This is a genomic window from Mesorhizobium sp. M0626 (assembly GCF_040320665.1).
Lineage (GTDB): Bacteria > Pseudomonadota > Alphaproteobacteria > Rhizobiales > Rhizobiaceae > Mesorhizobium.
The window spans coordinates 209,949-235,946 of record NZ_JAMYQD010000011.1 but is presented as its reverse complement, the minus strand read 5'-3'; the positions used below and the strand labels follow the sequence as shown (position 1 = coordinate 235,946).

The 25,998-nt window shown below is 58.9% G+C and carries 20 protein-coding genes; 10 read left to right on the top strand and 10 right to left on the bottom strand.

Annotation, left to right across the window (positions count from 1 at the left end; genetic code table 11):
* Window positions 1-212 precede the first annotated feature (212 nt).
* Both NKI37_RS16260 and NKI37_RS16255 read left to right on the top strand, forming a co-directional pair.
* The gene (locus tag NKI37_RS16260; RefSeq protein WP_352789133.1) at window positions 213-614 is read left to right on the top strand and encodes a DUF3560 domain-containing protein; all 402 of its coding nucleotides are present in this window, start codon (window positions 213-215) and stop codon (window positions 612-614) included.
* Window positions 611-1,561, top strand: coding sequence for a DUF3560 domain-containing protein (locus NKI37_RS16255; RefSeq protein WP_352789135.1), 951 nt, complete (start codon window positions 611-613; stop codon window positions 1,559-1,561). The genes NKI37_RS16260 and NKI37_RS16255 overlap by 4 nt, the downstream gene beginning before the upstream one ends.
* Before the next feature lie 1,505 nt (window positions 1,562-3,066).
* Here NKI37_RS16255 and NKI37_RS16250 read toward each other — a convergent pair.
* Window positions 3,067-3,774 (bottom strand): winged helix-turn-helix transcriptional regulator, encoded by a 708-nt coding sequence (locus NKI37_RS16250; protein ID WP_023731668.1) that lies wholly within the window; start codon window positions 3,772-3,774, stop codon window positions 3,067-3,069.
* A gap of 153 nt (window positions 3,775-3,927) precedes the next feature.
* On the opposite strand from NKI37_RS16250, the gene NKI37_RS16245 reads away from it, so the two are divergent.
* On the top strand, window positions 3,928-4,206 hold the full coding sequence (locus NKI37_RS16245; RefSeq protein WP_023716186.1) for a YjiS-like domain-containing protein: 279 nt from the start codon (window positions 3,928-3,930) through the stop codon (window positions 4,204-4,206).
* Window positions 4,207-4,487: 281 nt separating this feature from the next.
* Here NKI37_RS16245 and NKI37_RS16240 read toward each other — a convergent pair whose 3' ends face one another.
* Together NKI37_RS16240 and NKI37_RS16235 are read right to left on the bottom strand one after the other, a co-directional pair.
* The gene (locus tag NKI37_RS16240; protein ID WP_352789139.1) at window positions 4,488-6,260 is read right to left on the bottom strand and encodes an adenylate/guanylate cyclase domain-containing protein; all 1,773 of its coding nucleotides are present in this window, start codon (window positions 6,258-6,260) and stop codon (window positions 4,488-4,490) included.
* Between the two features lie 270 nt (window positions 6,261-6,530).
* Window positions 6,531-6,728: an RraA family protein gene (locus NKI37_RS16235; RefSeq protein WP_196813640.1), complete on the bottom strand. Its 198-nt coding sequence runs from the start codon at window positions 6,726-6,728 to the stop codon at window positions 6,531-6,533.
* Between the two features lie 1,010 nt (window positions 6,729-7,738).
* Here NKI37_RS16235 and NKI37_RS16230 point away from each other — a divergent pair.
* Entirely contained in the window at window positions 7,739-9,211 is a 1,473-nt protein-coding gene (locus NKI37_RS16230; RefSeq protein ID WP_352789144.1) for a winged helix-turn-helix domain-containing protein, read from the top strand.
* A 194-nt stretch (window positions 9,212-9,405) separates the two neighbouring features.
* Complete coding sequence (locus NKI37_RS16225; protein WP_352789147.1) at window positions 9,406-9,528, top strand: hypothetical protein; 123 nt, start codon at window positions 9,406-9,408, stop codon at window positions 9,526-9,528.
* Window positions 9,529-9,824: 296 nt separating this feature from the next.
* On the opposite strand, the gene NKI37_RS16220 is transcribed toward NKI37_RS16225, so the two are convergent.
* Window positions 9,825-10,829 carry a GlxA family transcriptional regulator gene (locus NKI37_RS16220; protein ID WP_352789254.1) on the bottom strand — a complete coding sequence of 335 codons (1,005 nt, stop codon included), beginning with the start codon at window positions 10,827-10,829 and terminating at the stop codon, window positions 9,825-9,827.
* A gap of 113 nt (window positions 10,830-10,942) precedes the next feature.
* Between NKI37_RS16220 and NKI37_RS16215 the strand changes: the two genes are divergently transcribed.
* Window positions 10,943-12,349 (top strand): FAD-binding oxidoreductase, encoded by a 1,407-nt coding sequence (locus NKI37_RS16215; RefSeq protein WP_352794501.1) that lies wholly within the window; start codon window positions 10,943-10,945, stop codon window positions 12,347-12,349.
* 263 nt (window positions 12,350-12,612) lie between these two features.
* Here the strand turns inward: NKI37_RS16215 and NKI37_RS16210 are convergent, their stop codons facing one another.
* Both NKI37_RS16210 and NKI37_RS16205 read right to left on the bottom strand, forming a co-directional pair.
* Window positions 12,613-12,999, bottom strand: coding sequence for a hypothetical protein (locus NKI37_RS16210; RefSeq protein ID WP_352789153.1), 387 nt, complete (start codon window positions 12,997-12,999; stop codon window positions 12,613-12,615).
* Between the two features lie 34 nt (window positions 13,000-13,033).
* On the bottom strand, window positions 13,034-13,363 hold the full coding sequence (locus NKI37_RS16205) for a MoaF-related domain-containing protein (protein ID WP_023699226.1): 330 nt from the start codon (window positions 13,361-13,363) through the stop codon (window positions 13,034-13,036).
* Window positions 13,364-13,544: 181 nt separating this feature from the next.
* On the opposite strand from NKI37_RS16205, the gene NKI37_RS16200 reads away from it, so the two are divergent.
* The 4 genes from NKI37_RS16200 to NKI37_RS16185 all read left to right on the top strand — a co-directional run bounded on the left by NKI37_RS16200 (window position 13,545) and on the right by NKI37_RS16185 (window position 18,774).
* Window positions 13,545-14,585, top strand: a complete 1,041-nt coding sequence (locus tag NKI37_RS16200) for a LacI family DNA-binding transcriptional regulator (protein WP_023731945.1) — start codon at window positions 13,545-13,547, stop codon at window positions 14,583-14,585.
* Between the two features lie 558 nt (window positions 14,586-15,143).
* Entirely contained in the window at window positions 15,144-15,956 is an 813-nt protein-coding gene (locus NKI37_RS16195; protein WP_352789157.1) for a 2-keto-4-pentenoate hydratase, read from the top strand.
* A gap of 180 nt (window positions 15,957-16,136) precedes the next feature.
* Complete coding sequence (locus tag NKI37_RS16190; RefSeq protein WP_023746415.1) at window positions 16,137-17,153, top strand: NAD(P)H-dependent flavin oxidoreductase; 1,017 nt, start codon at window positions 16,137-16,139, stop codon at window positions 17,151-17,153.
* A gap of 562 nt (window positions 17,154-17,715) precedes the next feature.
* Window positions 17,716-18,774 (top strand): alpha-hydroxy acid oxidase, encoded by a 1,059-nt coding sequence (locus NKI37_RS16185; protein ID WP_352789160.1) that lies wholly within the window; start codon window positions 17,716-17,718, stop codon window positions 18,772-18,774.
* Window positions 18,775-18,877: 103 nt separating this feature from the next.
* On the opposite strand, the gene NKI37_RS16180 is transcribed toward NKI37_RS16185, so the two are convergent.
* The 4 genes from NKI37_RS16180 to NKI37_RS16165 all read right to left on the bottom strand — a co-directional run bounded on the left by NKI37_RS16180 (window position 18,878) and on the right by NKI37_RS16165 (window position 25,885).
* Window positions 18,878-19,936 carry a hydroxyacid dehydrogenase gene (locus NKI37_RS16180; protein ID WP_352794499.1) on the bottom strand — a complete coding sequence of 353 codons (1,059 nt, stop codon included), beginning with the start codon at window positions 19,934-19,936 and terminating at the stop codon, window positions 18,878-18,880.
* Window positions 19,937-20,024: 88 nt separating this feature from the next.
* Window positions 20,025-21,617, bottom strand: coding sequence for a response regulator (locus NKI37_RS16175; protein ID WP_352789164.1), 1,593 nt, complete (start codon window positions 21,615-21,617; stop codon window positions 20,025-20,027).
* Entirely contained in the window at window positions 21,586-21,981 is a 396-nt protein-coding gene (locus tag NKI37_RS16170) for an Hpt domain-containing protein (RefSeq protein ID WP_352789167.1), read from the bottom strand. Before NKI37_RS16170 ends, NKI37_RS16175 begins: the two co-directional genes overlap by 32 nt.
* Before the next feature lie 16 nt (window positions 21,982-21,997).
* Window positions 21,998-25,885 (bottom strand): GAF domain-containing protein, encoded by a 3,888-nt coding sequence (locus NKI37_RS16165; RefSeq protein ID WP_352789170.1) that lies wholly within the window; start codon window positions 25,883-25,885, stop codon window positions 21,998-22,000.
* Between the last annotated feature and the right edge of the window lie 113 nt (window positions 25,886-25,998).

The window sequence follows — 25,998 nt, the reverse complement described above, 5'->3', positions numbered from 1 at the left end:
CGCCTAGCCGATGGCTTGCTGACCATCGCGCGCATCTAAGCCGCTCCCGAGGCGACTGCACGCAGCAACATCGCTGCCGCTGGAACGAACAAGACCTCTCACCGATCGTACTCGCTGACCAGCAGCAGAACTCGTCCGTTGCCGGTTTAAGGAACGGCAGCCGACCACCGGCTCAGCGAACAAACTCCAAGCGCGAAGAGGAGCTGTCGACCATGATGATTAGCGCCACCTACAGCCCGGAAGACAACAAGCTTCGGCTCTACCCAGCCGCTCGCCTTGATAACGAGACTTACCAGCGCGTCAAAAATGATGGGTTCGTCTGGGCGCCCAAACAAGGGCTATTTGTGGCCCCAAAATGGTCGCCGAGCCGCGAAGATCTAGCCATCGAGTTAGCTGGCGAGATCGAACCGGAGGAAATGACGCTGGCTGAGCGTGCTCAAGCCAAAGCCGATCGGCTCGACGAACTTGCCAACAAGCGCCACCGACAGGCCAATGCCTTCCAGCGCGCCGCCAACGAGCTCTCAGAGGCGTTTGCTTTCGGCCAGCCCATTCTGGGGGCCATCATTCGGAGCGGAAAGCCCGAAAGACGCAAGAACGCCTTCACTCAGCAATGACAAATGCCAACAATGCACAGAAGGCCGCGAATTACTGGCTATATCGCGCTGACAGCGTGCAGTTGCATGCCAACTACAAAAATGACCCGCGCGTGCGAGCAAACCGCATCAAAACGTTGTTGGCCGAACTGCGCGATATCCAACGCGAGATCAATCACGCGCACATGACAATCGCCGTCTGGGAGAAGATCAGCCAGGACGAGGCGATAAAAATCGCGATCGGGCGAAGCATTGCAACCGGCGCGTTGGCACCTTGGGATCTGTGGGGAAAGGTCGAGAAAGGTGAAATCTCGCCGCAGGCGGCGCGCCAACAATGCATTGACGCTGCAAACAAGGCTATCTGCAGTGACACACGACGCCGCTATATCGAACACGCCCTTAACCGATTGAGCTACGAGCGTGAATTGCTCGGGCCGGTGCGCCGGTATCTAGGCGAACTAACACCCGTAATCCTCCAGGCCTTCGCGCGCGAGCATGGCTCGCATAAGCCGCGGGCATCGGCTGTCGGTTCCGACACCTTCGTGATCGAAGGCGAAGTGACGTTACCCCTGCACCTCGCCAACGATATAAAGCTGTCGTTGTCTGCCGACGAATGGCGCGACCTTATGCAGGCTGTTGGATACGAGGTGCCGGAAGACAGGGATGCCCTCCCGCCCACACTAAATCTCCGGACGCAGGAACTGCAGTCGCGGCATCGCTACCACCGCGATCAGATCGAAACGTTCCCCGTTGTCGAAATGACCAAGTCAGAATATGCGCGTTTCCATTGCGAACAACGTGGACGACGGCTCTCGCTTTGTGGCGGATTCCGGTTTCGGATCTGCATTAATCCGAAGCATGACGGACCGCGCTATTTGGCCCGTTTTGTCGCCGTCTTCTTGACCGACGCCAAGGCCCATCCGCTGCCTGAAAGCATTGCGCTCGCACAAGATTCGGAGGCGCAATGAAACGCGCTGTCTATACCCGCTCCGACAAGCCCCTGCGAATTCCCGTCAGAAGACGCACCGGCTTTGACAAGTTAGAACCCGTCCAGGTTGCGGAACCCGTCTTCGTGGACAAGGCCACCGAATGCCATCTGACGCCCGACGACGTGGCGGCCCGAATGGTTGCTTACTTGGGACCGCCAGGCGATTTCCTCACGCTTGAACCCAGTGCCGGCAGGGGCAACTCACGAAAGCGCTGCTTGCCTCCGGTCATAGTCGGCACGAGCTCACCCAGGTTGAACGCCACCTACAACTTGCCAGCGGACTGCACAAATTCGGTCCAGTGATCAACCGGTGTTTTCTGGAATGGGCGGCTGAAGTCACACAGCGTGTCGAATACCCGCGCATCATCATGAACCCGCCTTTCAGTGAGGTCCATAGACACCTCGCGGCCGCTCTGTCGCTTCTGGGCCGTGGCGGCCACGAGCATCCCGCGGTGCTTGTTGCGCTGGTGCCTATTACGTTCGACCACCCGCAAGCTGAGACGCTCGAAATCCTCCCTGCAGATACTTTCGCTACAGCTCGGGTCCATACCAAGATCATCAGGGTGTCGAACGCATAAGTTACCATACCGTCTGAGCCACGGGACTGAGCTTCAACAGGTTTCCAGCCGCAGCTTGCAGCGTCGCTTACGGACTCGCCCCGTTCAGAGCTGTTGCGATAATCCAGTACGAAGGCGAGCGCGTCACAGATCGCTAAACATTCGCTATGCCAAGATCGCTCCACCACTTGGCGTCGAATAAGGTGCTTAACCCGTGTTCCGGACACTAAATTATAGCACTTCCCTCTATCACTCTCTCAAAGATCCCATCAGTCAATCCACCACCATCTCTCTCTCACCTTCCATCCCAGAAACCATCACTCAACCAGCAATGGAGCAGAATATTGGGACATACACTTCACCGGCCCGACGACACGATGGAGATGAGGCTCGCCATCGAGCATCTCGCTGCTAAGGGCCATAAACTAGCGAGGAAATCTGCCTATCAACTCAAGGTGGGTCCCTATAATTTCTATCCCACAACGGGCAGAATTACCAAAGACGGCGCACCACCTATCCAGGAAAGAGGCATTGATAAATTTAGCGAACTACTTCCGAAAACCAGAGTTCGCGCAAATTCATCCACTTCATTTATCCACGAGCTTCAAACGCTCGTGATATCAGATTTCATTGAAAACTAGCGCGAGCCGGTTCGAAGGCTAACAGGTCCCGCGCTCGGGGCCCTCGTCGCATTGGTGGGTTGCTCCCAGATCAAGCATTTCAGCGGGGATCCCAAGCTACTGGCCAGCCGAAGGACTTTTTGCCCTTCCATGACATCACCGGAGAGACGGAAATGGGCCGAATGCGGACTGGCGGCTTTCAGTGAGCAGCAATCAACAACGGACGATTGCACCATAGCTTTTGAGGCCAGCCAAATGGCTTTGTCGTCCTGGGCGGGTTGCATAAGGCTGCACTCCAAACGTAGCTTTCAAGGAAGCTGGACGATTCCCTCAAGCGCCGCGTAGACCGAGATTCGCAGCCAACGGTCCATGCTTCGCGCGAGGCCGGGGTCGCCGATGAGGAAAAGGCCGCCCCTCTCTTTCTCACGCTCGATGCTGGAGCGGCCCTCCAGGATGGCTCCCAGCGAAACAACGCCGGTCTCGACGTAAAGATCGACGTCCCGGCCGGGGTCGAGCGAGCATAGCTCGGGCAAGTCTGAGCCTGGCTCGACCACAAACCAGTAATGGGGACACCTCGGTGGGGGATCGTCGCGGAAATGGAAGCGGATGACGGCGCGCCGCCGAGGCAGTTCAGCGAGGTCAATCTTTCGCCGCACGGCCCACATGAGGGTCGAAACATCCACGTCGGCGAGCGCGATCTCCGCCTCGATGTTGCATTGCGCCCATTCCGCCAGCGCGTTCATCGCCGGCTCGAGCCTTATGGACTTTTCGGTACGGAAATAGCTGATGGTGCCCGTCGCCTCGTCCTCGACGCGCTCGACCAGGCCCAACGCTTCCATTTCCTTGAGCCGCCTCGACAAGAGGGCGGACGAGACGTTGCCCACCCCCTTGCGAATGTCATTAAAGCGGGTCGAGCCGTTCCAGAGCTCGGTCAGGATTTGAATTGTCCAGCGTGGCTCCAGGAACTCGCAGGCGTGCGAGATCGGGCAGACCAGTCCGTAAGGCCGTCGCGTCATGGCTGACCGCTCCTTTGCCGCAGGTTAGGCCTTTCGGAGGTCTGATGCCAGTTCACAATCTGAAGCGGAACGCTTCCGAAGCTGCCCTGGCGCCTTCTCGCCTTCTGCCGTCACGTGATCGCCATTCGCATTCCCGATCAACGGAGGTTCACCATGACTTGGCGTAACATGACGCAAACGACAATAGGCCAGACCGCACGGCGCTTGCCGGGCACTTTTCTTGACCCTCCGCTCGAACGCCTGCTGGCCCTTGTCCGTGAGTGGAGGACCCGCCGCAACATAGAGCGCGGGCTCGGTCACCTGTCCAACTTCCTTCTGCGGGACGTTGGCTTGACCGAAGCGGACGTCGAAGCGGCCTGCGCCGACAGCTTCGATAGGTCCGCCTCTCGCGCGCTCCAGAGTGCAGCGCAGAACCGCACGGGAAATTGGTGAGAAGGGAGAGCCCCGGGAGCGGAAGCCGTTTTGACGGCGGCAATTGATCAGCCGAACTCAGGGCCATCCCCAGTAGCGCCTTGGTTTCAGAGATCTAGCGCGCCGAAGCGATTCGAATGCATACTTCCAAGTGGTCGGCCGGCTCTTCGGATTCATCGTGAGGAACGTCTGCTGTTGGAAGAAACCCACCGAAGCTTTGACAACCGAGTTGAGGCGCTGAGCGCACGCTCGTGCGGTATAGTAGGTCCGATAGCGAGCTACGAGCACGGCACGATCCGCAACTATCGAAGCCCGGCAATGCGCAGCCCCTCTACATAGAGAGCCCGGTGCTTGTAGTGAACGATCGGATGAAACTTGTCTACCCATTGAAGGGATAGGGACGGTTGAAGGCGCTTGGCCTGCGAAAGCGCATGAACCGCGATGTCCATTTCACCGGCCATCCCAGCGGCCGCCGCGTACGTCCGCCATGCAGACCCAAAATGGGGCCGGAGTTCAACCGCGCGACATTCGCATTCGACCGCGTCTGCATATCGTCCAGCCATGAAATGACATAAGCCAAGGATGGAGAAATTCGCAGCATATGTGTGATCGCGAGGACTTAGCCTACCCGCGATTTCAAGATGGTCGAGCCCCTCGGCGGGCATGCCCCCATATCCGTAAGTTGAGCCCAGGATCGAATGCGCAAAGGCGAAGCTCGGGTTTAGCTCGATCGCTTCATTTAGTTCTCTCACAGCAGAGTCGAAGCCGCGCGAAATCATGTGGACAAACCCTGCCGCTAAATGCGTCCACGGGTCCTCGGGGTCGCCTTGGATTGCCCGCTGCGCGAGGGCGCGAGAGGTGGGCAGAATGTCTGCTGCGTTGGCCCATCCTGACAAAACGCGGGCCGCGTGAGCCCACGCCAACAGGCTGTTGGCGCGGGGATAGTCAGGATCGAGGTCCGTAGCCTGCTTCAGAAATCCCTGTGCAATCTCGATTTCCGTAGCCGAACTCCAGGTCCAGACATATGGCATCGCCTTCATGACGAATCCCCAAGCGTCAAGATTGGTGGGGGACCTGCTCTGAAAGCGTTGCTGTTCCGCCGTGTAGAGCCGCGGCTCGATCGTAGCGATGACACTTTCGGCAATCTGATCCTGAAGCGCGAAGAATTCCGACAATTCCACATCGTATCGTTCAGCCCACACTTGTACCCCGGTCGATGTGTCACTGACTTGCGCGCTTATCCGGAGGCGATGACCTGAGCGCCTTACACTTCCGTCCAGCACATACCGCACACCAAGCTCTCGACCGACTTGTTTTAAGTCGACCGCTTTTCCCTTGTAGGTGAACAAAGAGTTCCGGGCGGACACGAAGAGCCAACGAAGACGCGACAGCCGAGTAATAATGTCTTCGGCAAGGCCATCGGCGAAGTATTCCTGTTCGGGGTCGCCGCCCATGTTCTGGAATGGCAGGACAGCAATCGAAGGGTTGTCGGGCAGCGCCAGCTGTTCGGAGGACCCGGCAGTCGCAGCCAGATCGGTTTTTGGGACTGTGTCGTGCATACGTAGACGATAGGTGCGCACCGGGCGTGCGATATTTTTGAGCTCTTTCTCGCCCAGATCGACAAATTCTTCCTTCAGTTTGTCGCGCACCTGTTCGTAAGCGGCGGCCGATAAACAGATGCCGTTCGGCTCAGCGATGCTTTCTAGACGGGCGGCAATATTGACACCATCTCCCATCAGATCGCCGTCGCTCTCCTCGACAACATCGCAGAGATGAATGCCGACGCGAAATTCAATGCGTCGCCCGGGCGGTAAGCCAGCGTTGCGCTCAATCATGCCGTTCTGCATTTCGATTGCACAGCGTACGGCGTCAACAACGCTCCGGAACTCTACGAGGGTGCCGTCACCCATAAGCTTCACAACGCGCCCATTGTGGACAGCGATGGTTGGATTGATGAGATCGCTCCGGAGCGCCCGTAGCCGCGCCAGCGTTCGATCTTCGTCCGACCCCGCCAGCCGGCTATATCCGACCACGTCGGCGACCAGGATCGCCGCAAGTTTTCGCGTCTGGCTCACTTCGCCCACTCCTGTCGACTAAGTGGCATAGCACAGATTACAGAATCCCGTTTTCGAAGGCGACGTTCGATAGGTGAATTCCGAGATAGCCTCAAACAAAGCAGCGCGGGATCTGATTGGAAGTGAATTACGGCAACCACGATCTGTTGGCGAGGCGGACCTTAGGTGCCGTTGAAAATTTTCAGTCAACGAAGCGCGTCCTGTCAGACTTGATGATGACCTCGGCGAAATCGGGCGAGACCTTGCCGCACCAGGGCATCAAGAGTTTTCTCACCGCCCTGATACGGTGAGCCGCGCCAGCACCGTTTCAGCCTCCAGGCGAGGCACCACGGCGATACCATCGCGGTCGCCGACCAGTATGTCTCCCCGCGAGATGGTCATTCCTCCCAGTACCACCGGGAACCCGGCCGTGCCTGGACCATTGCGCGCCGGCGAGTTCGCGACAATCCCGGCACAGTAAACCGGCACCCGCCCGCTGAGATCCCGACAACATCGCGCACGAGGCCGGCGCACCCCTTGTTTCGCACCATGCCAAGGACGAGATCCTCAGTGACCGCCGCACCAGCAAAGCTGTCGGTGGCCGCAACGATGATATCGGCCAGTATCGCAGTACCTGGCGAGAGTGCCTTAATCCCTGGTGCAACGCCCCTCGCCCGCCCATGGCGTCTAGGACTAGGCTCACGGGCAAGCCGGAAAAGGCACTGATGATCTCTGCCGCAGGCCGTTCGAAACGGCTTTTGATGGTGAGCAGCGGTGGGTCTTCAATGATGTGGCGGCCTCACACCCTGAACGAACGAAAGACGAGCTGCAGCGAGATATTTGCGGTTCCTCAAAGGCGCTGCCGCAACTTCCTTGCCCTTGAGAGATATCGAAGGCGAGGATCTTCGCTCTGGGGGCGAGGTGAAGTTCAAGCACCTGGCAGCTGAATTCCTCGCCATCGTAAAGAGCTGCGCGTCGTCGATCGCATCGAGGCAGCGACCCAAGGCGCCTCGCCGAGAGTGGAAGACGAGGAATAGTTCGCCCGATTCGCGTGATCGCATTTCGCGATAGCCGCCGGCGAGCCAGTCATTGGCTTCTCGGCGCCGGCCGATCTGTACTCCAGCGACCAGGTTTCAGAAAAGTTTCAGAATTTCGCCGGTACGCACCGCTCCACATGCGCCATGATCCCTACAAGGGAGTGGCCATCATGGAAAACGACGTCGAAAGGCTCCGCATACGGCAAGAGCTTTACGAGTTGTACTTCAGTGGGGTCAACAGCTTGGCCTGCGCGCCAATGCCCGGCACCTTCTTCGAACTTCTAGAGTTGGGCGCCCTGGCTCGCCATGAACCCGTGCCTGAGGGGGCAGAACCTGCGGCTGCGGCAAAGGTCTTGACCGTAAGCGCGGATGGCCCCTGTATGTCGACGAGCCCGGCTCGGTTTGGCAGAGCGCTTCTGAATGTCGCATACAGAATCAGGGAGCATAGCAATCGGCGAGTGCGTGTTTGACACTTCGCGCGGCTTGCTGTTGCGCCAGGGTCATCCCGTCAAACTTCGTCCCAAGACATTTGCACTCCTGAGCCATCTCGTTGGAAAAACAGGGCACGTCGTCAGCAAGTCGGAGCTGATGGAGTCCGTCTGGCCTGGGCTGTTTGTAACCGAAGACTCGCTCACCCAAGGCGTGCGCGAGTTGCGCAAGGCGCTGCGCGATGACTCACAAAGTATAATTCGCACCGTCTCAGGCCGCGGCTACCTCCTTTCACCGCTTGGCGCGCCGGCGAGGCCGCCGTCCGACCTGCCTTCTGTAGCGGTGCTGCGCTTCACTAATGAAGGCGATGCGACCGACACGCCTCTGGTCGATGGTTTTGCCGAGGACATTGTCAACGCTCTGGCGCGATTTCGCACTGCTGTTGTCCTGGCGCGTAACTCAAGCTTTTCCTATGCGTCGGAGGACCCCGGCAACTGGACCGAGGTCGGCAGGACACTCGGGGCAACCTTCCTGGTTCGGGGACGCATGGGCCTTCGCGACGGCACCGTACGGGTGGCGGTCAACCTCATCGAAGCGGCAAACGGCGCGGTCTTGTGGGGCGAGAAGTTCACAGCATCGGGCTCAGCTGTTTTCGACATGCAGGAAGAGATCGCGCTGCGTGTGACGAACCGTCTTGTCGCACGGCTCGACGATGCGGGCTTGACGCGCGCCCGTCCAAAGCCTCCAGCAAGCCTGGCGGCTTATGAGCTTCTTCTCAAGGGGCTGGTGCATTTGCGTGGCTACGGCGCCGACGATAATCAGGCAGCGCGGAACTACTTTGCTGCGGCCGTCACCAAGGATACGCATTATGCGCTCGCGCGCTCATACCTTGCATTTGCCGACCTGATTATCGGCGATTATGGAATGGCTCCTCCGGAGGTGCTGGCCGACATAGTAGAGCAAGCCCGCTTCGCGGTAGGACTCGCACCAGAGGAGCCTCGCTGCCATCGGATTCTTGCCCAAGCACTGCTGTGCACGCGCACATACGATGCCGCCGAGCGGCACTTTCGAAGATCCTATGACCTTAATCCCTTCGATGCGGACACGATCGCGCAGATCGGATATCTGCTTGCCATCAGGGGCAAGCCTTTCGAAGCCCTGACCTGGATCGACAAGGCGGTTCAGATCAATCCGATACATCCAGACTGGTATCATTCCGACCGTGCATTCGCCCAATACGCGGCGGGAGACTACAAGGGAGCCGTTGTCAGTTGGTCGATGTTGCCCATGACTTCGGCCGTAAGGCTCACATGGCTGGCAGCGGCACAGGCGAAGTTGGGCAACCAGGACGCGGTATCGCGGCTCGTTTCGGAACTCAAGCGTATCGCGCCATCCTACACTCCACTGGAGTCGATCCGGGCCAGCATGCTTTACGAGCATGAATCTGACGCTGACCATCTTCTCGACGGAGTCGCGAAAGCGCTGATGATGTGGAGCGCCGCCTGAACTGTTTGGTTACCGGCCGGACTGGCGGAGCTTTGGGCAACGTTGAAACATACGACACCGATGTGTCGGATGGTTTGCATTCAAAGATTTTTGCGACGCTATCTGAGAGCTCTCGTCGGTGATCGCGGGAGGAACTATGGAATCGCCCGAGCATGCTTTCGAAATCATCCGCTACAAGAAATTGGACCGTCCGCGTGACGGCCTATAGCAACACGCTGACCTTCGCTTTCGAGGCAGAAAGCTACGCACGCTCCTATGCGGAAGGCCAGGCTTTCCGCCTTAGCGTCGAGGTGGCTGAGCGCAAGAAGTGTGCGTGAAGGGGCCTACAATCCTGGTCGTTTCGCCCCAGACGGCTGAACCCGACGATGTCCGCCCACCAGGATTGCCGCAATCTTACGGCGCTTCGGTCATTTCTGCTGCCAAAACCGCCACAAGCTTTCGTTCTGGGCGAGCCACGATCCCCTCCGGCCCTACACTTGGGTTTGCTCTAACGTGGCACCCCTGCCTACGCGCAACCAGCCACCAGAGTCCGCTTCAATCGGCGGCAGAGCTCGGCCCAATGGCCGAATTGCGGCGCATAGCGGAATAAGCATCGCGCCGCGGCGGCCGAGATTCAACCGCGGCTCAGAACTCGCCGGAGAGCACTGAAACGAATGCGATATTGCGCCGGCGTCAGCCCGACCTTGCGGCGGAAGAGACGCCCGAAAAAACTCGCATCCTCGTAGCCGACTTCATTGGCCACTCCCTCGACCGCAAGGTCGCCGGTCTCCAGCAATTCCTTGGCCGCTTCGAGCCGGAGCGCGTGGATGTAGTCGATCGCCTTCATGTCCGTGGCCTTGGCGAAGCGGCGCACGAAGGAGCGCTCGGACAGGCCTGACAGCTTGGTCATGGCGGCGACGGGCGAGGGCGTCCGGTAGTTGCGTTCGGCCCATTTCTGGCAGCGGTTGATCACCGCGTCGTCGGTCTGGCGAAAGCGCATCAGCGCTGCGAAGGGCTGCTGGCCCATGTCGTGCCACTGCAGCATGTAGACCTTGGCGACCTCTGTCGCCTCCCTGAGGCTGACGAAGCGCGCGATCAGATAGAGGGCGAGATCCTGCCAGCTTGAGCCGCCCCCGGCCATGACGATGCGCTGGGCCTCGCCGCTGAGCACGAGCGACTGGCCCGGCTTCACCTTCACGCCGGGATAGTTGTTCGTGAGAGTCTCGACATAGCCCCAGTGAATGGTGGCCTCGCGATTGTCGAGCAGCCCGGCCTCACCGAGCAGCACCGCGCCCGAACATGCGCTGGCCAGCATGGCGCCGTCGTCATGCGCTCGCTTCAGCCACGCGGCTTCGGCGTCATACTGCCCGGCAACGCTTTCGCCCGGATTGACGAAGAAATCTGGAATACAGACGATGTCGGGTGGCGGGCAATCGGCAAGGCTGTGATTTGGGCGCACCCAGATGCCGTTTGCCGCGCGAAACGGGCTGCCGTCCCCGGCAACCACATAGGGCCGCATGCGTGGCGTGCCCGCGGCTCCGCTGGTGATGAACAGGAAATCCCTGCCGGGCGAGGAAAACAAGTCGAACATGCCGTAGATCGTGGAGGCGGTAGCCTCCGGAGCGGCAAGGATCGCCACATTCAATGGTCTCGCCTGTTCAACCATGGCAGAAATGACCGCCTTCCAGCATTTTCGACTTTAGCGGCCGTGCCCGCGCCGCGCTAGCGTGCATGACACGAGGAGACCGCCACATGGCCGCCACCGCTACCCTTGCACAATCGAGCATCGATAGCTTCCGTTCCATCTTGTGCGGCGAGGTGCTGGAGCCGTCGAACCTGTCCTATGACGCGACGCGGGTCGTTTGGAACGGCATGATCGACCGCCGTCCCGCCCTCATCGCGCGCTGCCGGAGTGCTGCCGATGTCGTGGCGTCGGTGAATTTCGGGCGCGAGCATCGGTTAGCGATCGCGATCCGCTCGGGTGGCCACAATGTTGCAGGCTACGCCGTCTGCGAAGGCGGCCTGATGATCGACATGTCGCTGATGAAGGGCGTGCGGGTCGCGTCCGGCCTCGACCGTGCCCTCGTCGAGGGCGGCGCGACCTGGGCCGATGTCGATGCGGCCACCACCCCGCTTGGCCGCGCCACGCCGGGCGGTCTCATCTCGGCGACGGGCGTTGCCGGCCTGACGCTCTCCGGTGGCATCGGCTGGCTGCGCGGCAGCCACGGCCTCAGCGTCGATAATCTGCTCGCCGCCGATCTGGTGACCGCCGATGGCCGGCTCATCCATGCCGACGCGACGCAGAACCCGGATCTCTTCTGGGCGCTACGCGGCGGCGGCGGCAATTTCGGCGTGGTGACGAGCTTCGAGTTCAAGCTGCACCCGATCGAACCGGAACTGATGTTATGCGGTCCGGCCTATCCCGAGGAGCGCGCCAACGAGATCATTCCGCTCTGGCGCGACTTCATGCAGACCGCACCCGACCGCCTGAGCGGCCTGGCCGAGTTCTCCACCCTGCCCGACGACCCCTCGATTGCCGAGCATGCAAGGGGCCGGCGCGTCCTGGCGCTCGCGCATGTCTATGACGGACCGGCCGACGAGGGCGAACGGGTCGTGGCGCCGTTGCGCAGTTTTGGGGAACCGCTCGTCGATTTCAGCGGCCGCATGCCATATCGCACCATCCAGTCGCTCTATGACGGGCTGTTCCCGAAAGGCCGCGACCGCTGCTACTGGAAATCCACTTACCTCTCGCGCCTCGACGACGAGGTCGTCGGGGAGACCACTGCTTGGATGGCGAAGCGCCCCTCCGAAATGACCTTCGCCTCGATCTGGAAGTTCGGCGGTTTCGTCCAGCGCGTTGCAGCCGATGAGACTGCCTTCGGCGACCGCTCCATGCCCTTCATGCTCAGCCTCGACGCCATCTGGCCAGGCGCTGACGAGGACGATGCGAACATCGGCTGGGTTCGCAGCTTCTGGCAGGACTTGCAGCGCTACTCGACCGGCCGCCTCTATCTGAACTTCCCCGGCCATGGCGAAGGATCGGATCTCGTGCGCGACGCCTTCGGCGCTGAGGCTTACGCGCGGCTCGCCAAGATCAAGCACAGATACGATCCGGACAATCTGTTCCGCCTCAACCAGAACATCCTGCCAATGCGCTGACGCCCAATCCAAATCGGGTGTACGGTGCGACCCTCGTCTCGCCGTGGGAGCTTTGATCGCGCTGAGTCGCGAGCGACGACCAGCGTGGTCGCCGCGATGCCCGCTTTCAATCAGTGGCAAATCTGTCCGCAACGGCTGAGATGAAGCGCAAAGCTGTCGGGCAACCTTGGGGACCGCAAGCCAACTGGCAGCTTTAAGGCTTCAATCCGTCAGAAGTGGACGTTCAGCGTGCGCGAGTTCCGGTGGCCAGGATCACGTCTGCTTTATGACTTCATCTCGACACGGATACCATGCAGGGTCTTGCTCGAAGCGTTGAGCACGCGGCCCGCTGGTTGGGGGGCCATATGCACCACGAGACAGCCTTGACCGTCCCATGCCTGAACCGCCTGGATGACATCTCGATTGGGCGGCATCATGGTTCCATCCGGCGCGAAGTCGTGGATAGGGCCTTCCACCTCATCGAACACGAATACTGAAGGCCAGCGGTGGTGATGTGTCGGCTCTTCCTCGTCGGGCTTGAGGATTACCTCAAGCACACGTAGCCGGTCATTCTCAAACAACACCTTATGGTTTCCGGGAGCCGCGATAACGGCGTCAAGCTTTGGATCCCACTGCGTAGGGTCGGTCTGGTCGATCACCTTGATAGTCATGGCGTAATTCTCCTCTCAGATAGACAGGCGGCCCTCACGCCGTCGTCACTGGTTGAATTGTGCCTTGCGCGCAGAACTGCTGCCCGTCCGCCAGTCGCGCATAATTATGAACGATCTGGTTCTCGTGATCTTGAACCTGCACGACGAAGTTGCCGCCTTGCTCGGTCCAACTCATGATGAAAAGTCCGGGTCGAACGCCGGTCAGATTGCTCTGAACCACCTCGTCGATCTCGGTAGCGCCGATCGTCGCCTGCACCCGCAATTCGGTCGGCGACAGGACCGTCAACCTCGGTACGAACTGTCCGAATGAGCAATCAAAAGTCTTTCCGACGAGCGAGGTCGGAGCACCATTGGTCGTAGCCATCCTAATCCTCCTTGATGATTTTCGAAATCAGCTTGGCCGATGCTCGGCACAGATGCCGAACTGCTACTTTCAATTTTTGGAGCGCTCCAAGTGCAAGTTCCAACATTCTGGACCTAGCGTCAAGAAAAAACTTGGAGCGCTCCAAAAAATTGTCTAACTGAGGGAAATGAACGCTTCTAAAATGCCTACGCTCGCCGATGTCGGCCGGCTCGCTGGAGTCTCCCGCGGCACCGTCTCCAACGTATTCAACCATCCGGATCTGGTGCGATCCGATCTGCGCCAGCGCGTCGAGGCCGCGGCGCGTCAGCTTGGTTATGATGGCCCCGACCCGAGGGGACGCGTGCTGCGCGACGGCAAGTTCAACGCCATAGGCCTGATCCCCCCGGGCGCATACGCCATTGCCGATATGATCAGGAGCCCATATCTGCGCGAGCTGGTGCTTGGCGTTTCGCTTGCATGTGACGAGGCTGGAGCGACATTGAGTTTGGTCAATGGTACGGACGAGACACGCACCTCCACCATTCGAGAGGCCTTGGTTGACGGCTTCATTCTGGGCCACAGCGCGGACATCGAGTTGATCGCGTCTTTACGTCGCCGGCGGCTGCCCTTCGTCATCCTCGAGAGCGATGCCGGTCCCGACGTCAATTCTATCCGGATAGACGGCAGGAGCGGGGCGCTGGCGGCCATCAGGCATCTGGCTGCTCTTGGACATCGGCGTTTTGCAATCCTTTCCATTCGGCGCACATCGGGGTCACCCATCGTCCATTTGCCTGGCAATTCCCCGCGCGCTATCTCTGCCGGTTTTCAACTCGATCAGGAGAGACTTTTCGGCTTCGCCCAGGGTTTGGCTGAGCTCGGTCTGTCAATCGACAATGTCCCGATCATCGAGACGACCCCAGGTGAGCCTTCGGCCGGAGCGGTCGTATTCGACCGGGCTCCGCAAGCAACGGCGATCTTGACTATGTCGGACTGGCAGGCAATCACCGTCCTGGACGAAGCGCGTCGGCGCAATATCAAGATACCCGAACACATGTCTGTCGTCGGCTTCGATGGCACTGCGGAGTCTTCGCGCACCACGCCCCCGCTCACGACAGTGGCTCAAGACATTGTCGGGAAGGGGAGACTTGCCGCCACGACGGTGTTTGCAAACGGCGCCCCGAGCCAGGTGATCATACCGGTCGAACTCTTGGTCCGCGGCTCGACCGCCCGACCACGCGGTTAGGCCGGTCACCTCATACTCGTCGTGACGCACAGTGCGCACTGCGAACTCCAGCGTGGTCGCCGTCAACGTCTGCTTTCAGAAGGTATCAAAGGTGGCTGCAACGGCCGAGATGAGGCGCATTGCTGTCCGGCGGTTTTGAATCTGAAAGTAGCCGGTCACTCGTCAACTCTGATCTTCGCGCACCGTCGTGAAACCCAATTTGCAGACGACTCCTCAAAATGAGAATGGCCACTGCTTAGGTTTGCGGGTCAGTACGCGAGTGGCGCGCTAATTCCCTCGCTTTTCAATCTTTAGATTTGGGAGGTCGGGTCGCTTGGACACCACACCCGCCTCCTTCAAGGCTGTGTATCCAACATTTTTGAGGAGCTTCTCTGTTTTGGCGCGCTCCTTGTCGAGAGCGCTCTCACCTTTGACCTTGGGCATCCGTCTTCCATTTGGTTCGTGCCGGTCAGCAATGCGCCACTAGTGTGCCACTGACAACAGACGTTCAGTGTTCCCAGTCAAGGCCGGTATCGCATGATGGTTGTCGCTAGATCGAAATGAGTGCACAGTAGCCACATGGGTGTATCCGACGAGACATTGGCCAAGATTGCTGATGAGGTGTTCGATACAATGACCGCACCCCGTGAGGTGCCGCCTTTCTCTGAGCGATTTCCTGGATTTGGCCTTGAGGATTCCTATCGGATCGTCAACGATATCCGACGCCGACGGGAGGCTCGGGGTGAGCGCGTTATCGGCCGGAAGATTGGCTTCACCAACGCTGCCGCATGGGCTGGCTACGGCATTTCGGGGCCGATTTGGAATTATCTCTATGACGCATCAACTATCGACTTGAAGTCGGGAAGCACCTTTCCACTCGGTGCTTGGCCAAACGTCCGCATGGAGACTGAGGTCGCACTTGGGCTGTGTGAAGCACCCGATCCGAGTATGGAGGATATCGATCTTCTGCATTGCATCGAATGGGCCGCCCTTGACTTTGAGATCTGCACCTCGATCTTCCCGGATTGGCGATTCAAGGTATCCGATGCGGCAGCGACCGGTGTGCATGTCGCACTGCTGCTAGGCGCGCGATACCCAATCGGCGAAACTCGAAAACATTGGGCCGACGAGCTTGAATCGTTTTCGGTCACACTTTCAGAAGCGGCGGGGGCGCACGCGACGGGAGGCGGTGCTCAGGTCCTCGGCAGCCCGATCAAGGCGCTGGGGTATCTTGTGCGACAACTCGCACTTTACGACGGCGAGCCACTACACGCGGGTGAAGTCGTCACGACAGGCACGCTAACGCAAGCGCTGCCCGCCGTGTCTAGCGAACTGTGGAGGGCCAGCGTCAAGGGCGCTCACTTTGCAGACATCCAGGTTCGGCTAACTTAGCCAGCGACGCGCAGAGGCCGAGTGGCCGTTAGGCGGAGGACCGCGTGCTGCGACCAAAAACCACAAGATGGAATGGTGAAGTAAACGAAGTCGGAAAGCCTTGTGCCGCAACACGGAAGTTCTGCGAACGTCCTGCCGCCCCACCGAAGCGCTACAGATTAACCCTGCAGGAAATGAACTATGAGAACGCCACTCTGCGATCTGCTCGGCATCGAGGTGCCTATCGTCCTCGCGCCGATCATTGCCCCTTTAGGCGCACCGGCGGGGCCGCCCCTAGCGGCCGCCGTTAGTGAGGCCGGCGGGCTCGGGACGATAGCGCTTTGGCTTGCTGAGCTCGGAGTGCTGCGGACCCGTGTGCGGGAAATGAAGTCGCTCACCACAAAGCCATTTGCCGTCAATCTGCGACTGGATTTGGATCCTGACGTTCGCCTCGATGCCTGCCTCGAGGAAGGTGTCCGGATTATCTCTATGTTCTGGGGGGATCCGTCGGAACTGGCTCCACGGGCCAAGGCGAGCGGTGCGGTAGTGATGCAGACAGTTCGTTCGGCCGATGAGGCACGGATGGCCGTCGATTGCGGGGTCGATGTGGTCGTTGCGCAAGGCTGGGAGGCTGGCGGCCACGTCTGGGGAACGGTCGCGACTATGGCCTTGGTTCCGACCGTGGTGGATGCGGTCGCGCCTGTTCCGGTGGTTGCGGCGGGCGGGATCGCTGACGGCCGGGGGATGGCCGCTGCACTCGCCCTTGGCGCCGCTGGTGTTTGGATCGGCACCCGGTTTATCGCCAGCGCCGAGGCCAACTTCCACGCCCGCTACCGCGAACGGCTGCTGGCCGCGTCGGAAACAGACACAATCTATCTCGAGAACCTTTTTGATGGCGGCCCTTGGAAAGATGCGCCCACGCGTGTGCTGCGCAACAAGACAGTGGCAGCATGGGAGGTTGCCGGGCGACCACCAGTTGGACAACGGCCCGGTGAGGGTGCCATTGTCGCCGTTTCAGCTTCAAGGGGCAACATCAAGCGCTACGCACCGGTGGCGCCGGTCATCGACGTGGAGGGTGACATCGACGCTTTGCCAATGTGGGCTGGCCAGGGAGTCGGGCTGGTTAAGAAAATTCAGCCGGCCGCGGAGATAGTTCGCGAAATCGCTGCTGAAGCGCAGTCGGTCCTAGCCCGGTTGGGAACGACAGGCGAGAACTGAATGGTCGGCTTCGACCATGGCGTGCGATCGCCCGCCTGCCCATTGCCCGACGGAAGGCGTATCCCTCGCGAAGGTCGGCAACAGGGAACGCGGACACAATTCCACCTGAGCCGAATGTCTGCTTTCGGGAGACGACCAAGGACACTTCAATGGCCGACGTGAGGCGCATTGCGGTCCGGCAGCCTTGGGGCCGGAAGCGGACTGTCCGGTTTCGGGAGACATTGGCGCTGAAGCAGAAGTTCCCGCGTCACCTGCTAGAGCCAGATCTGCGTCGTAATCCTAACTGTCTGTAAAGCAGCGCCCGACCAGCGGGAGCGAGCGGAAAGCACCGCTACGTCGCGGTTGGCCGCCAAACTGACGTCGCGCTGCGGGCACCCTTGGCGATTCCGATGTCTTATGGAGAGGAGAAACACGGGCCAACATATATGCATCATGTCCCGGAATCTCCGTTGACCGGAACTCGCTGCCCTGCAGGCGGCGGCGCCTTGCGGCCAGCGGCGATTTGCACGAATGTTCCCTGTCGAATAGCCGACTTTTGCTGAAATACTGATCGGACTGGTCCATGCCGCTTGACATCGAGACCCGGTTTCTCTGCCTGGCGGATTTTGAACCGGCGGCGCGGGAGCTATTGCCACACGCGGTTTACGAGTTCATTGCCGCCGGTGCAGGCGATGAAATCACCAAGCGTGACAACGAAGCCGCATTCGACCGCATCAGGTTAAGGCCGCGCGTGCTGCGCGATATAACAAGACTTGATACCGGGATTACGCTTTTCGGGCAGAGTCTGCCGCATCCGATCATCCTGGCCCCGATAGCTTATCAGCGGGTGGCGCATCCTGAAGGCGAGGTGGCCGCTGCGCGCGGCGCTGGAATGGCAGAAGCGGTGTTCACTCTGGGAACCACGGCGACGGCGGCGATCGAGGATTGCGCGGCAGCGAGCCAGTCTCCAGTTTGGTTCCTGCTCTATTGGCAAAGCGATCGTGGTTTCAATGGCGAACTCGTATCGCGGATGGCGGCCTTGGGCGCAAAGGCGATCAGCGTGACGGTCGACATGCCAACGCCAGGCGATCGCCGCAGGCAGTTCCGGGCAGGATTCAAAATTCCCGACAGCCTCACAACGCCATACTTCAAGGATCGGAACACCGGCGTGATCAAAGTTGGCACGGCGCAGCGGCGGGCAATGCCGACCTGGGCGGATATTGCCTGGCTGCGTTCGCTGACAACCTTGCCGCTTATCCTGAAGGGCATCCTCGATCCTGACGATGCCGAGCAGGCGATCGGAACCGGTGCCGATGCCATCGTCGTCTCGAATCACGGTTCGCGTAACCTCGACACCCTGCCGGCGACCATCGACGCCCTGCCCGCCATCGCAGAGCGGGTGGCCGGGCGGATTCCCATCATCCTTGACGGCGGCGTGAGGCGTGGAACCGACGTTTTGAAGGCAATTGCCCTAGGGGCAAGCGCAGTCATGATTGGCCGCCCCTATGTCTACGCACTGACGACGGATGGTGCCGAGGGCGTAGCTCATTGCGTCAACCTGCTTCGCCGTGACTTCGAGATGGCAATGGCGCTAACCGGCCGGGCGCGCATCGGCGAGATCGACCGGTCGGTAATCTGGTGAAGCCCGGACCTATTCCTAGGCAAAGTTCAGGATCCACATTGATTGCTTTGCAGGTCCCACAATCGAGCCAGACGCGGTTGGGCATTCAGGCAACCTCCTGAAATCACACGCCGCCGAGCGAGACCGCACTCCTACCCTGCCTGGCTTGCGGGTTGACGATATCGGCTTGTCCTTCGCCGCTCATCATGGCCCACAGGTTCTTAGCCGCGTGCCAGCCGATGGCCTGAGTTCCTTCTGTCGTCCAGGCCGCGACATGTGGGGTGCATAAGACGTTGGGTAGCGAAAACAACGGATCGTCGGTCTTCGGCGGCTCCTGGTCGAACACGTCGAGCGCCGCACCCGCGATTTTGCCATTGGCCAGCGCCGCTCGCAGGGCCGTGTAGTCGATCAGCGATCCGCGCCCAGTATTGACGACAATGACTGACGGTTTCATCTTCGCGAACGCGGCAGCGTTCAGGATGTGATGGTTATCCGGGCTCGGCGTTGCGTGCAGTGTCAAGAAGTCGGATTGCTCGACCAGGGTGGAGAAGTCGACAAGTTCGATGCCTGGAGGCGCTTCCTTCAGGAAGGGATCGTAGGCAAGGATGCGGGCCTCCCAGCCCGACAGCCGTTGCGCCACGCCACGGCCGATGCGGCCTAGGCCGAGGATGCCAACGGTGGCGCCGCGCAGCGTCGCGCCATGTGTCAGGCCGCGCCAACCGCCACGCCGCATGAATTCGGGCGTCCACGTGCCCAGTTGTTTGGCAACCGCTAGCATCAGGGCGACCGCGTGCTCGCTGACCGTGAAGATCTGAAAATCGTTCGGCGTACTCGAAACCAGAATGCCGTGCTCGGTGGCGGCGTCGATGTCGATGCTGTCGACGCCAATGCCATATTTTGAAATGTAGCGCAGACCCGGAAGCGCCTGCATCACGCGCCTGTTGATACGGGTGCCGCTTGCCCCCATCAGGGCGACACAGCCATGTGCCTTGGCAATCAGCTCATCCTCGGTGAAGCGCTTGAATGGCATTTCCCAGAGCGCATTGCCGAAAATGACGTTGACCCCACGCTCGCGCAGCCAGTCCAGCGAGGCGTCAGTCGGGTCGTAGCGTTCAAATGCGAGAACGCTGGGCAAGACTTGAGCGCTCATGGCGATCTCCTCAAAAGCTTTCGAATTCCCCATGGTGAAACGGCTTTGCTTTCAATCCGCTTCGAAAGGGGGCGCCTCGTCGCCTTGATGTCGGGCACATCAGTGGTTGGTATCCGATCTTTCATTCCGTGGGTGACGGCAGCAGATCAAGCCGCGGCACGAATCCCTCCAGCGAGTCGTCAAGAGGCGGGGGTTCTTCCTCAGCCTCCTGCTTTGGCTCCACCATCAGGAGACCGACGATGACCAGCGCCAGCGAGGCCCAGGTCACAACTGGTATCGCCTCTCCAAGTAACAGCATACTCCAGCCTATGCCGGCTGCCGTTCCCGCATAGGCGTTTTGGCTTGCGAAGACAGCACCGGTGCTGGCGATCAACTGAATGAAAAGCAGCATCGCCAAATTGCCAGCGGCAGCCATCAGCAAGACGATGACTCCAAGGCGACCAGTCAACAGATCAAATGGCACGAAGTCCTGATAAATGGCGGCAAGTGGGATCAGCATCAAAACCGAGACGACGAGCGACAGCCCGAACAGGGCGACGTTATCGATGTTGGCGGGCTTGGACTCTGAGAGATAGACATCCTCGGCCGCGTAAGTGACGGGAATTACAAGAGCAATGACAAGCCACACCCAACTGGTGGCCATTTCTCCGGGCTCTCCGTAGAGGAGGATAATGAAGATGCCGACGAGACCCAATCCAAGACCTAGAAAGCGCTTCAAACTCGGAGCTTCGGTCCGCATCAAAGCGGCGAACAAGAAGACGGCAAATCCCTCAAGCACGATGACAATGGAGACGATCGAAGCTGGAAGCTTGCTTGCCACCCAATACACCAAGACCTGGTTGATCACCGAGCTAATGAACGCAAAACGCAGGATGAACTTCCGATCCGCCCATGTGAGATCCTTGAGGCTCGGCATTGTCCGTCGCTTCAAACTGATCCCGATGCAGAACACAGCTCCTATAATGTCAATGAGGATTGCCAATCCTATCGGATGAGCCTCAACGAGCGAAGCCATCTTGGAAAGTGGCACGACGACGCCCCATAGCCCACCACATGCAAGCAGCAATAGAGCCCCACGAAACGTGCGAATATTCTGCCGCATCTTTCGCTCTCGCTCGTAGACCTTCTGGGCCATTGCCGCGAACACGGTGGCAAGCTTGCCGAGACCATCTGTACGGCTTGCCAAATCGCTGATGCCAAGTTTCGAAGGATTGAACCGCCCCGTTTCTAAGGTGGCGGCCGCCCTGGTCAGCTTGGTGACCTGCCGCAGATATTCCGTCTCAACGTCGCGGAGTCTTTTTTTCTCGATGCAGGTGTCCACACGAGCCTTCAGTAGAGCGGGCTCAAAGTCCTTTGGCAGAAAGTCTTCTGCGCCAAGCTCGATAGCGCTTATCACGCTGCCCATTTCTTCATCGAGCGCCGAAATGACGATCACTGGCAGATCGCGAGTGGCTCGCGAGGACTTAAGCGCCCTGAGCACCTCGAACCCATCCATTTCGGGCATGACTATATCAAGGAGTATCAGGTCAAATGGGCTCTGGGTAACCTGTTCGAGCGCCAGCTTGCCGCTTGCGACAGCTATTGTTTCATGGCCAAGCGTTTGGATGGCTTTGCTGAGTTTCAGGCGCACAGTGCCTGAGTCATCTACTATGAGCACGCGCGCACCCCGAGATGCGCGAGCATCAAGTGGTTGTGTCTCCGATTCTATGCTCATTCGGTTGTCCCCCTCGTTTCAGATCGGCAAGGCGCGAGCTTAGATCTCGGCTGGCCCTGTCACACGCGCCCGCGATGAGTTCCACTTCCGTCGCGGCCCCGCCGGGCATACTGTCCCGGCAGGATTGTTCCATTGCCGCGCAAAGCGCGGCAAGTTGGTTGGCGCCGAAGTCCCGCGCGCTTGATTTCAGCGTATGGGCAGCGCGGCCAAGGCCTGAACGGTCGCCGGATTCCGCAGCCCGGCGCATCTGCTCGACCAGCAACGGGGATTCCTCCAGAAAACTCTCAATGAGTTCTGCAAGAGAGTCTTGATCCCCCCCTATGAGATCAAGGAGCTTGTCTAGAGCGTCCTGCGCAACATCCATGACCAGACCTTTGTTGTCAGTTATGTTGGTGGGCGCGTATAAGAGAGGCGACCAACTCCTCCACGCGCAACGGCTTGCTTAGGTAATCATCCATCCCAGCTTCTAGGTAGCGCTCGCGGTCGCCGGCCATTGCATTGGCGGTAAGTGCCACGATGAAAGGCTGCAGCGAATGCCCGGCGCCTGATGCGCGGATCAACCTTGTGGCTTCGAGCCCGTCCATGTCCGGCATCTCGATATCCATCAGGATTACATCGTGTTGTCCCTCGGCAAATGACGAAATTGCCGTCTCTCCATCCACCGCCAAGTCTGCCTTGTAGCCAAGCCGTTCAAGCACCTTGGATCCAATCTTCCGATTGGTGATGTTGTCATCAACCAGCAGGATTCGGAGCGGCAATTTTGCCGCCATTTCGCTGTCGAGGGATGGCCCCTTGGGTTGATCGGTCTTGGCTGAACGCGTTGGAGCCACCGCAAAAACTGACATGAAAGCATTGAGGAGCGGCGAGGGCTTGATCGGCTTAGGAAGCATCGCCGCAAATTTGATGCTCTCGACAGCCGCCTTGTTTTTCTCATCAAGAGGGACGAGGGAACTTAGCAATATCAGAGGAAGGTCACCCCTTTGACCAAGCCCGCGCAATCGTTTGGCCAGTTCTATGCCGTCCATCTCTGGCATGTTCATGTCGAGCACGACGGCGTCAAAATTTTCGCCACTCGAAATCCTGCGCAATGCGTCAAGGGGCGATTCGGTTGTGTGTGGAACCATCGCCCAGGATTGGGCTTGCAGAGACAGGATGCGCCGGTTGGTTGCGTTGTCGTCAACGATCAGCAACCGCTTGCCTGCGAGTTCAACTTTGGCCACAGACATTTGCGCCTGCCTAGGGGCGGGCGCTACGGCAGCACGGATCGTGAAAAAGAATGTCGTCCCTGACCCTTCAACACTTTCCACCCATACCTCCCCGCCCATCAGTTCTGCCAGTCGTTTGCTGATCGCCAACCCTAACCCGGTTCCGCCGTAGCGCCGCGTCGTCGAGGCATCGACCTGGCTGAAAGACTTGAACAAGCGATCCAGTCGGCTCTCGGGAATACCGATACCGGTATCGCGGACTGCAAACTGCAGAGTGGATAAGCCCAATTCGCTTCCGCGGTGGGCTGTCTCCGCATCTTCAACTGCGGGCGGAACATTCGTCACCGATAGTACAATTTCACCCCGCTCCGTGAATTTCACAGCATTGTTGAGGAAATTAAGCAAAATCTGCCGCAGTCTGGTGCTGTCTGCGACAATCCCGTCGGGAGTCCCGGGCTCCACCAGGTAGGCTAGGTCGAGCCCCTTCTCCGCGGTCTTGGAGGCTACCAGGTCAATAGCGCTCTCAAGGCATTCCCTTAGTTCGAAGGGACTTGGATCAAGCTCCAGCTTGCCGGCCTCAACCTTGGAGAAATCGAGTATGTCGTTGATAATCGTTAGCAGGGCTTCGCCACTGTTGCTGATCGTCTCGCTAATTTCGCGTTGTTCAGCGTCAAGCTTTGTACCAAGCAACAAGTTGCTCATTCCAATCACGCCATTCATTGGCGTACGAATTTCGTGGCTCATCGTCGCCAAAAAAGAACTCTTCGCCTCATTTGCCGCCTCGGCCGCCTCCTTTGCCTGCTGCAGCGCCAGGGAAAGCTGTTTGAGCTCGGTAAATAGCTGCGCATTATGGAGGGCCGCACCGGCATTGGCGGCAATGGTGGAAAGCAAGCGAAGCGAGTCATCGGTAAATATGCCCTCCCGCGTAGTGCTCTGAACACTGATAACTCCAAGCGTTCCTTGCGCAGTCTTGATCGGAACGCCGAGATAGGACAACGCATCCTTGCCGACGGGGGTAGCCCCGATCTGAGCTCCACGTTCCGCCACATCCTGATTGATCAGCAGCGGCTCGCCAGTCTCTATGATCTTGCTTGTCAGCCCCTCGCCCAGGGTTAGTGTGTTGAAGGCCTCGCCAAACTGATAGGGGAAATGGATTAGCTTGGTTTCCGGATCGAGCAGTGCGACGTAGACAATATCGGCATCAAAGATTTCCTGCATCTGGTTGCCGATCAACTGGATCGTGCTGTCGAGTTCCGATTCCCCTATGAGCGCCTGACTAACCGTTCCAATGGCGCCAAGTTCGGCAGCGCGGGCTTCAGTCACCTTGAGCAGACGCTGGGTTTCATTGAATAGGCGGGCGTTGGCGATGGCGACCCCCATGCTGGAGGCCACCGTCTGCAGCAGGCGCACGTGGTTTTCGTCGAAGGCATGCTTCTGATAGCTCTGCACACTGAGAACACCCAGTGTTCCCTCACCAGACTTGATCGGCACGCCTATGTAGGAGGCGGTCCTATCCTCTTCGTGTGGAAAGTAGGCGCCAAGCTCCTTTCCTTCCTCAAGGGTGCCAAATACAAAGGGCTCACCTGTTGTGATGATTTTCGAAGCTACTCCCATGCCCATTGGGAATGGATCGATTGCTCTATAGGTCCTAAAGTATGCATAAGGGACATGGATCAAGCCGGATTCGCTATCGTGTAACAAAATTTCACTGACTTCGGTGCCGAAAGCCTCCCGCACCTTGTCGCCTACCAAGCGAATAACAGTGTCCAGGTTAAGCGACTTCGTCATCGCTTCGCCAACGCTGTTGAGAATCGCCAGTTCTTTTGCGCGGTCCTCTGTCACTTTCAGCAGGCGCTGCGTCTCATCGAACAGATGTGCATTGGAGATGGCGACGCCCATGCTGGATGACAGCCCCTGCAACAGACGCACATGATCTTCATTGAAGACATTCTTCTCGTAGCTCTGAACGCTGACGACACCCAAAATCCTGTCACCAGCAATGATCGGCACACCCAAGTAGGATTCGGTCCTGTCATCTTCTGTAGGTATAAGTGCGCCCAGAGCAACGTGTTCCTCAGTCGTGCCCAAAACCAATGGCTTGCCTGACAGTATGACCTTGGAGGTCAGACCTTCGCCCATCGCAAATGGCTCGGGGTCCTGATAGTCCCTGTAAAACGCATATGGTACGGTAATCAGATTAGACTTCTCATCACGCAGCAGGATTTCGGTGACGTCTGTCCCAAATATCTCACGCACCTTGTCACCGACGATGCGCGTAACAGTCTTGACATTCAACGTCTTGGCCATTGCTTCGCCGACACTGTTGAGGATCGCTAGTTCTTTTGCGCGGTCCTCGGATACTTTCAACAGCCGCTGGGTTTCGTCGAAAAGGCGGGCATTCGAGATGGCAACTCCCATGCTCGAAGAGAGAGCTTGCAGGAGACGCACGTGATCTTCGCTAAAGGCGTTCTTGTGGTAACTCTGCACGCTGACAACGCCTAGAGTTCTGCCTCCAGCGATGATCGGCACGCCTATGTACGATTCTGATCGCTCTGCTTCGGTAAGTGCGATCACATCAAACTTGAGGGACTGTTCAAACGTATCGATAATCAGCGGTATTCCAGAGAGAATGACCTTTGAGGTAAGTCCTGCGCCCAAAGTGAACGGCTCCACGTCCTGGTACTCACGATAGAATGAATACGGGACGGTGATGAGATCAGAGGCCTCATCGTGAAGCAGTATTTCCGTGATGTCCTCCCCGAATATCTCCCGAACCTTGTCACCGACGATGCGTGCGACAGTCTTGACGTTCAACGTCTTGGCCATTGCTTCGCCGACGCTGTTGAGTATCGCGAGTTCCTTTGCGCGGTCCTCGGTGAGGTCGATCAGACGCTTGTTTTCGGCAGAAAGTTGGCTGAGTTGGGTTGCCGCCGATGCTTTGGCGACTTCTAGCTCGGCAATGTACCGGTTCGCCGATTCGAGTCGACCAGCAAGGTCGATTTCGATTGAGCTCTGCATGTCGGCTTCTCCCCCCAAAAAATCCACCAAGAGTGCGAGCGGCATCCTTCCCAACTCATCGTACATTAGCAAGCACTGTTACATGCCAAGCGGTTGATTGTCAGTACATGGCCAGCGTGTTTGCGTAGCCACTAGCCTGTGATGTCGCTTCTGCCGCA

Bases quoted from the DNA above. Each gene is read 5' to 3' on its own strand.
- NKI37_RS16165 (WP_352789170.1), bottom strand. From the start codon at position 25,885: ATGCCGCTCGCACTCTTGGTGGATTTTTTGGGGGGAGAAGCCGACATG.
- NKI37_RS16200 (WP_023731945.1), top strand. From the start codon at position 13,545: ATGCCTACGCTCGCCGATGTCGGCCGGCTCGCTGGAGTCTCCCGCGGC.
- NKI37_RS16260 (WP_352789133.1), top strand. From the start codon at position 213: ATGATGATTAGCGCCACCTACAGCCCGGAAGACAACAAGCTTCGGCTC.
- NKI37_RS16250 (WP_023731668.1), bottom strand. From the start codon at position 3,774: ATGACGCGACGGCCTTACGGACTGGTCTGCCCGATCTCGCACGCCTGC.
- NKI37_RS16255 (WP_352789135.1), top strand. From the start codon at position 611: ATGACAAATGCCAACAATGCACAGAAGGCCGCGAATTACTGGCTATAT.
- NKI37_RS16190 (WP_023746415.1), top strand. From the start codon at position 16,137: ATGAGAACGCCACTCTGCGATCTGCTCGGCATCGAGGTGCCTATCGTC.
- NKI37_RS16180 (WP_352794499.1), bottom strand. From the start codon at position 19,936: ATGGGGAATTCGAAAGCTTTTGAGGAGATCGCCATGAGCGCTCAAGTC.
- NKI37_RS16195 (WP_352789157.1), top strand. From the start codon at position 15,144: ATGGGTGTATCCGACGAGACATTGGCCAAGATTGCTGATGAGGTGTTC.
- NKI37_RS16245 (WP_023716186.1), top strand. From the start codon at position 3,928: ATGACTTGGCGTAACATGACGCAAACGACAATAGGCCAGACCGCACGG.
- NKI37_RS16170 (WP_352789167.1), bottom strand. From the start codon at position 21,981: ATGGATGTTGCGCAGGACGCTCTAGACAAGCTCCTTGATCTCATAGGG.
- NKI37_RS16175 (WP_352789164.1), bottom strand. From the start codon at position 21,617: ATGAGCATAGAATCGGAGACACAACCACTTGATGCTCGCGCATCTCGG.
- NKI37_RS16210 (WP_352789153.1), bottom strand. From the start codon at position 12,999: ATGACTATCAAGGTGATCGACCAGACCGACCCTACGCAGTGGGATCCA.
- NKI37_RS16185 (WP_352789160.1), top strand. From the start codon at position 17,716: ATGCCGCTTGACATCGAGACCCGGTTTCTCTGCCTGGCGGATTTTGAA.
- NKI37_RS16215 (WP_352794501.1), top strand. From the start codon at position 10,943: ATGGCCGCCACCGCTACCCTTGCACAATCGAGCATCGATAGCTTCCGT.
- NKI37_RS16205 (WP_023699226.1), bottom strand. From the start codon at position 13,363: ATGGCTACGACCAATGGTGCTCCGACCTCGCTCGTCGGAAAGACTTTT.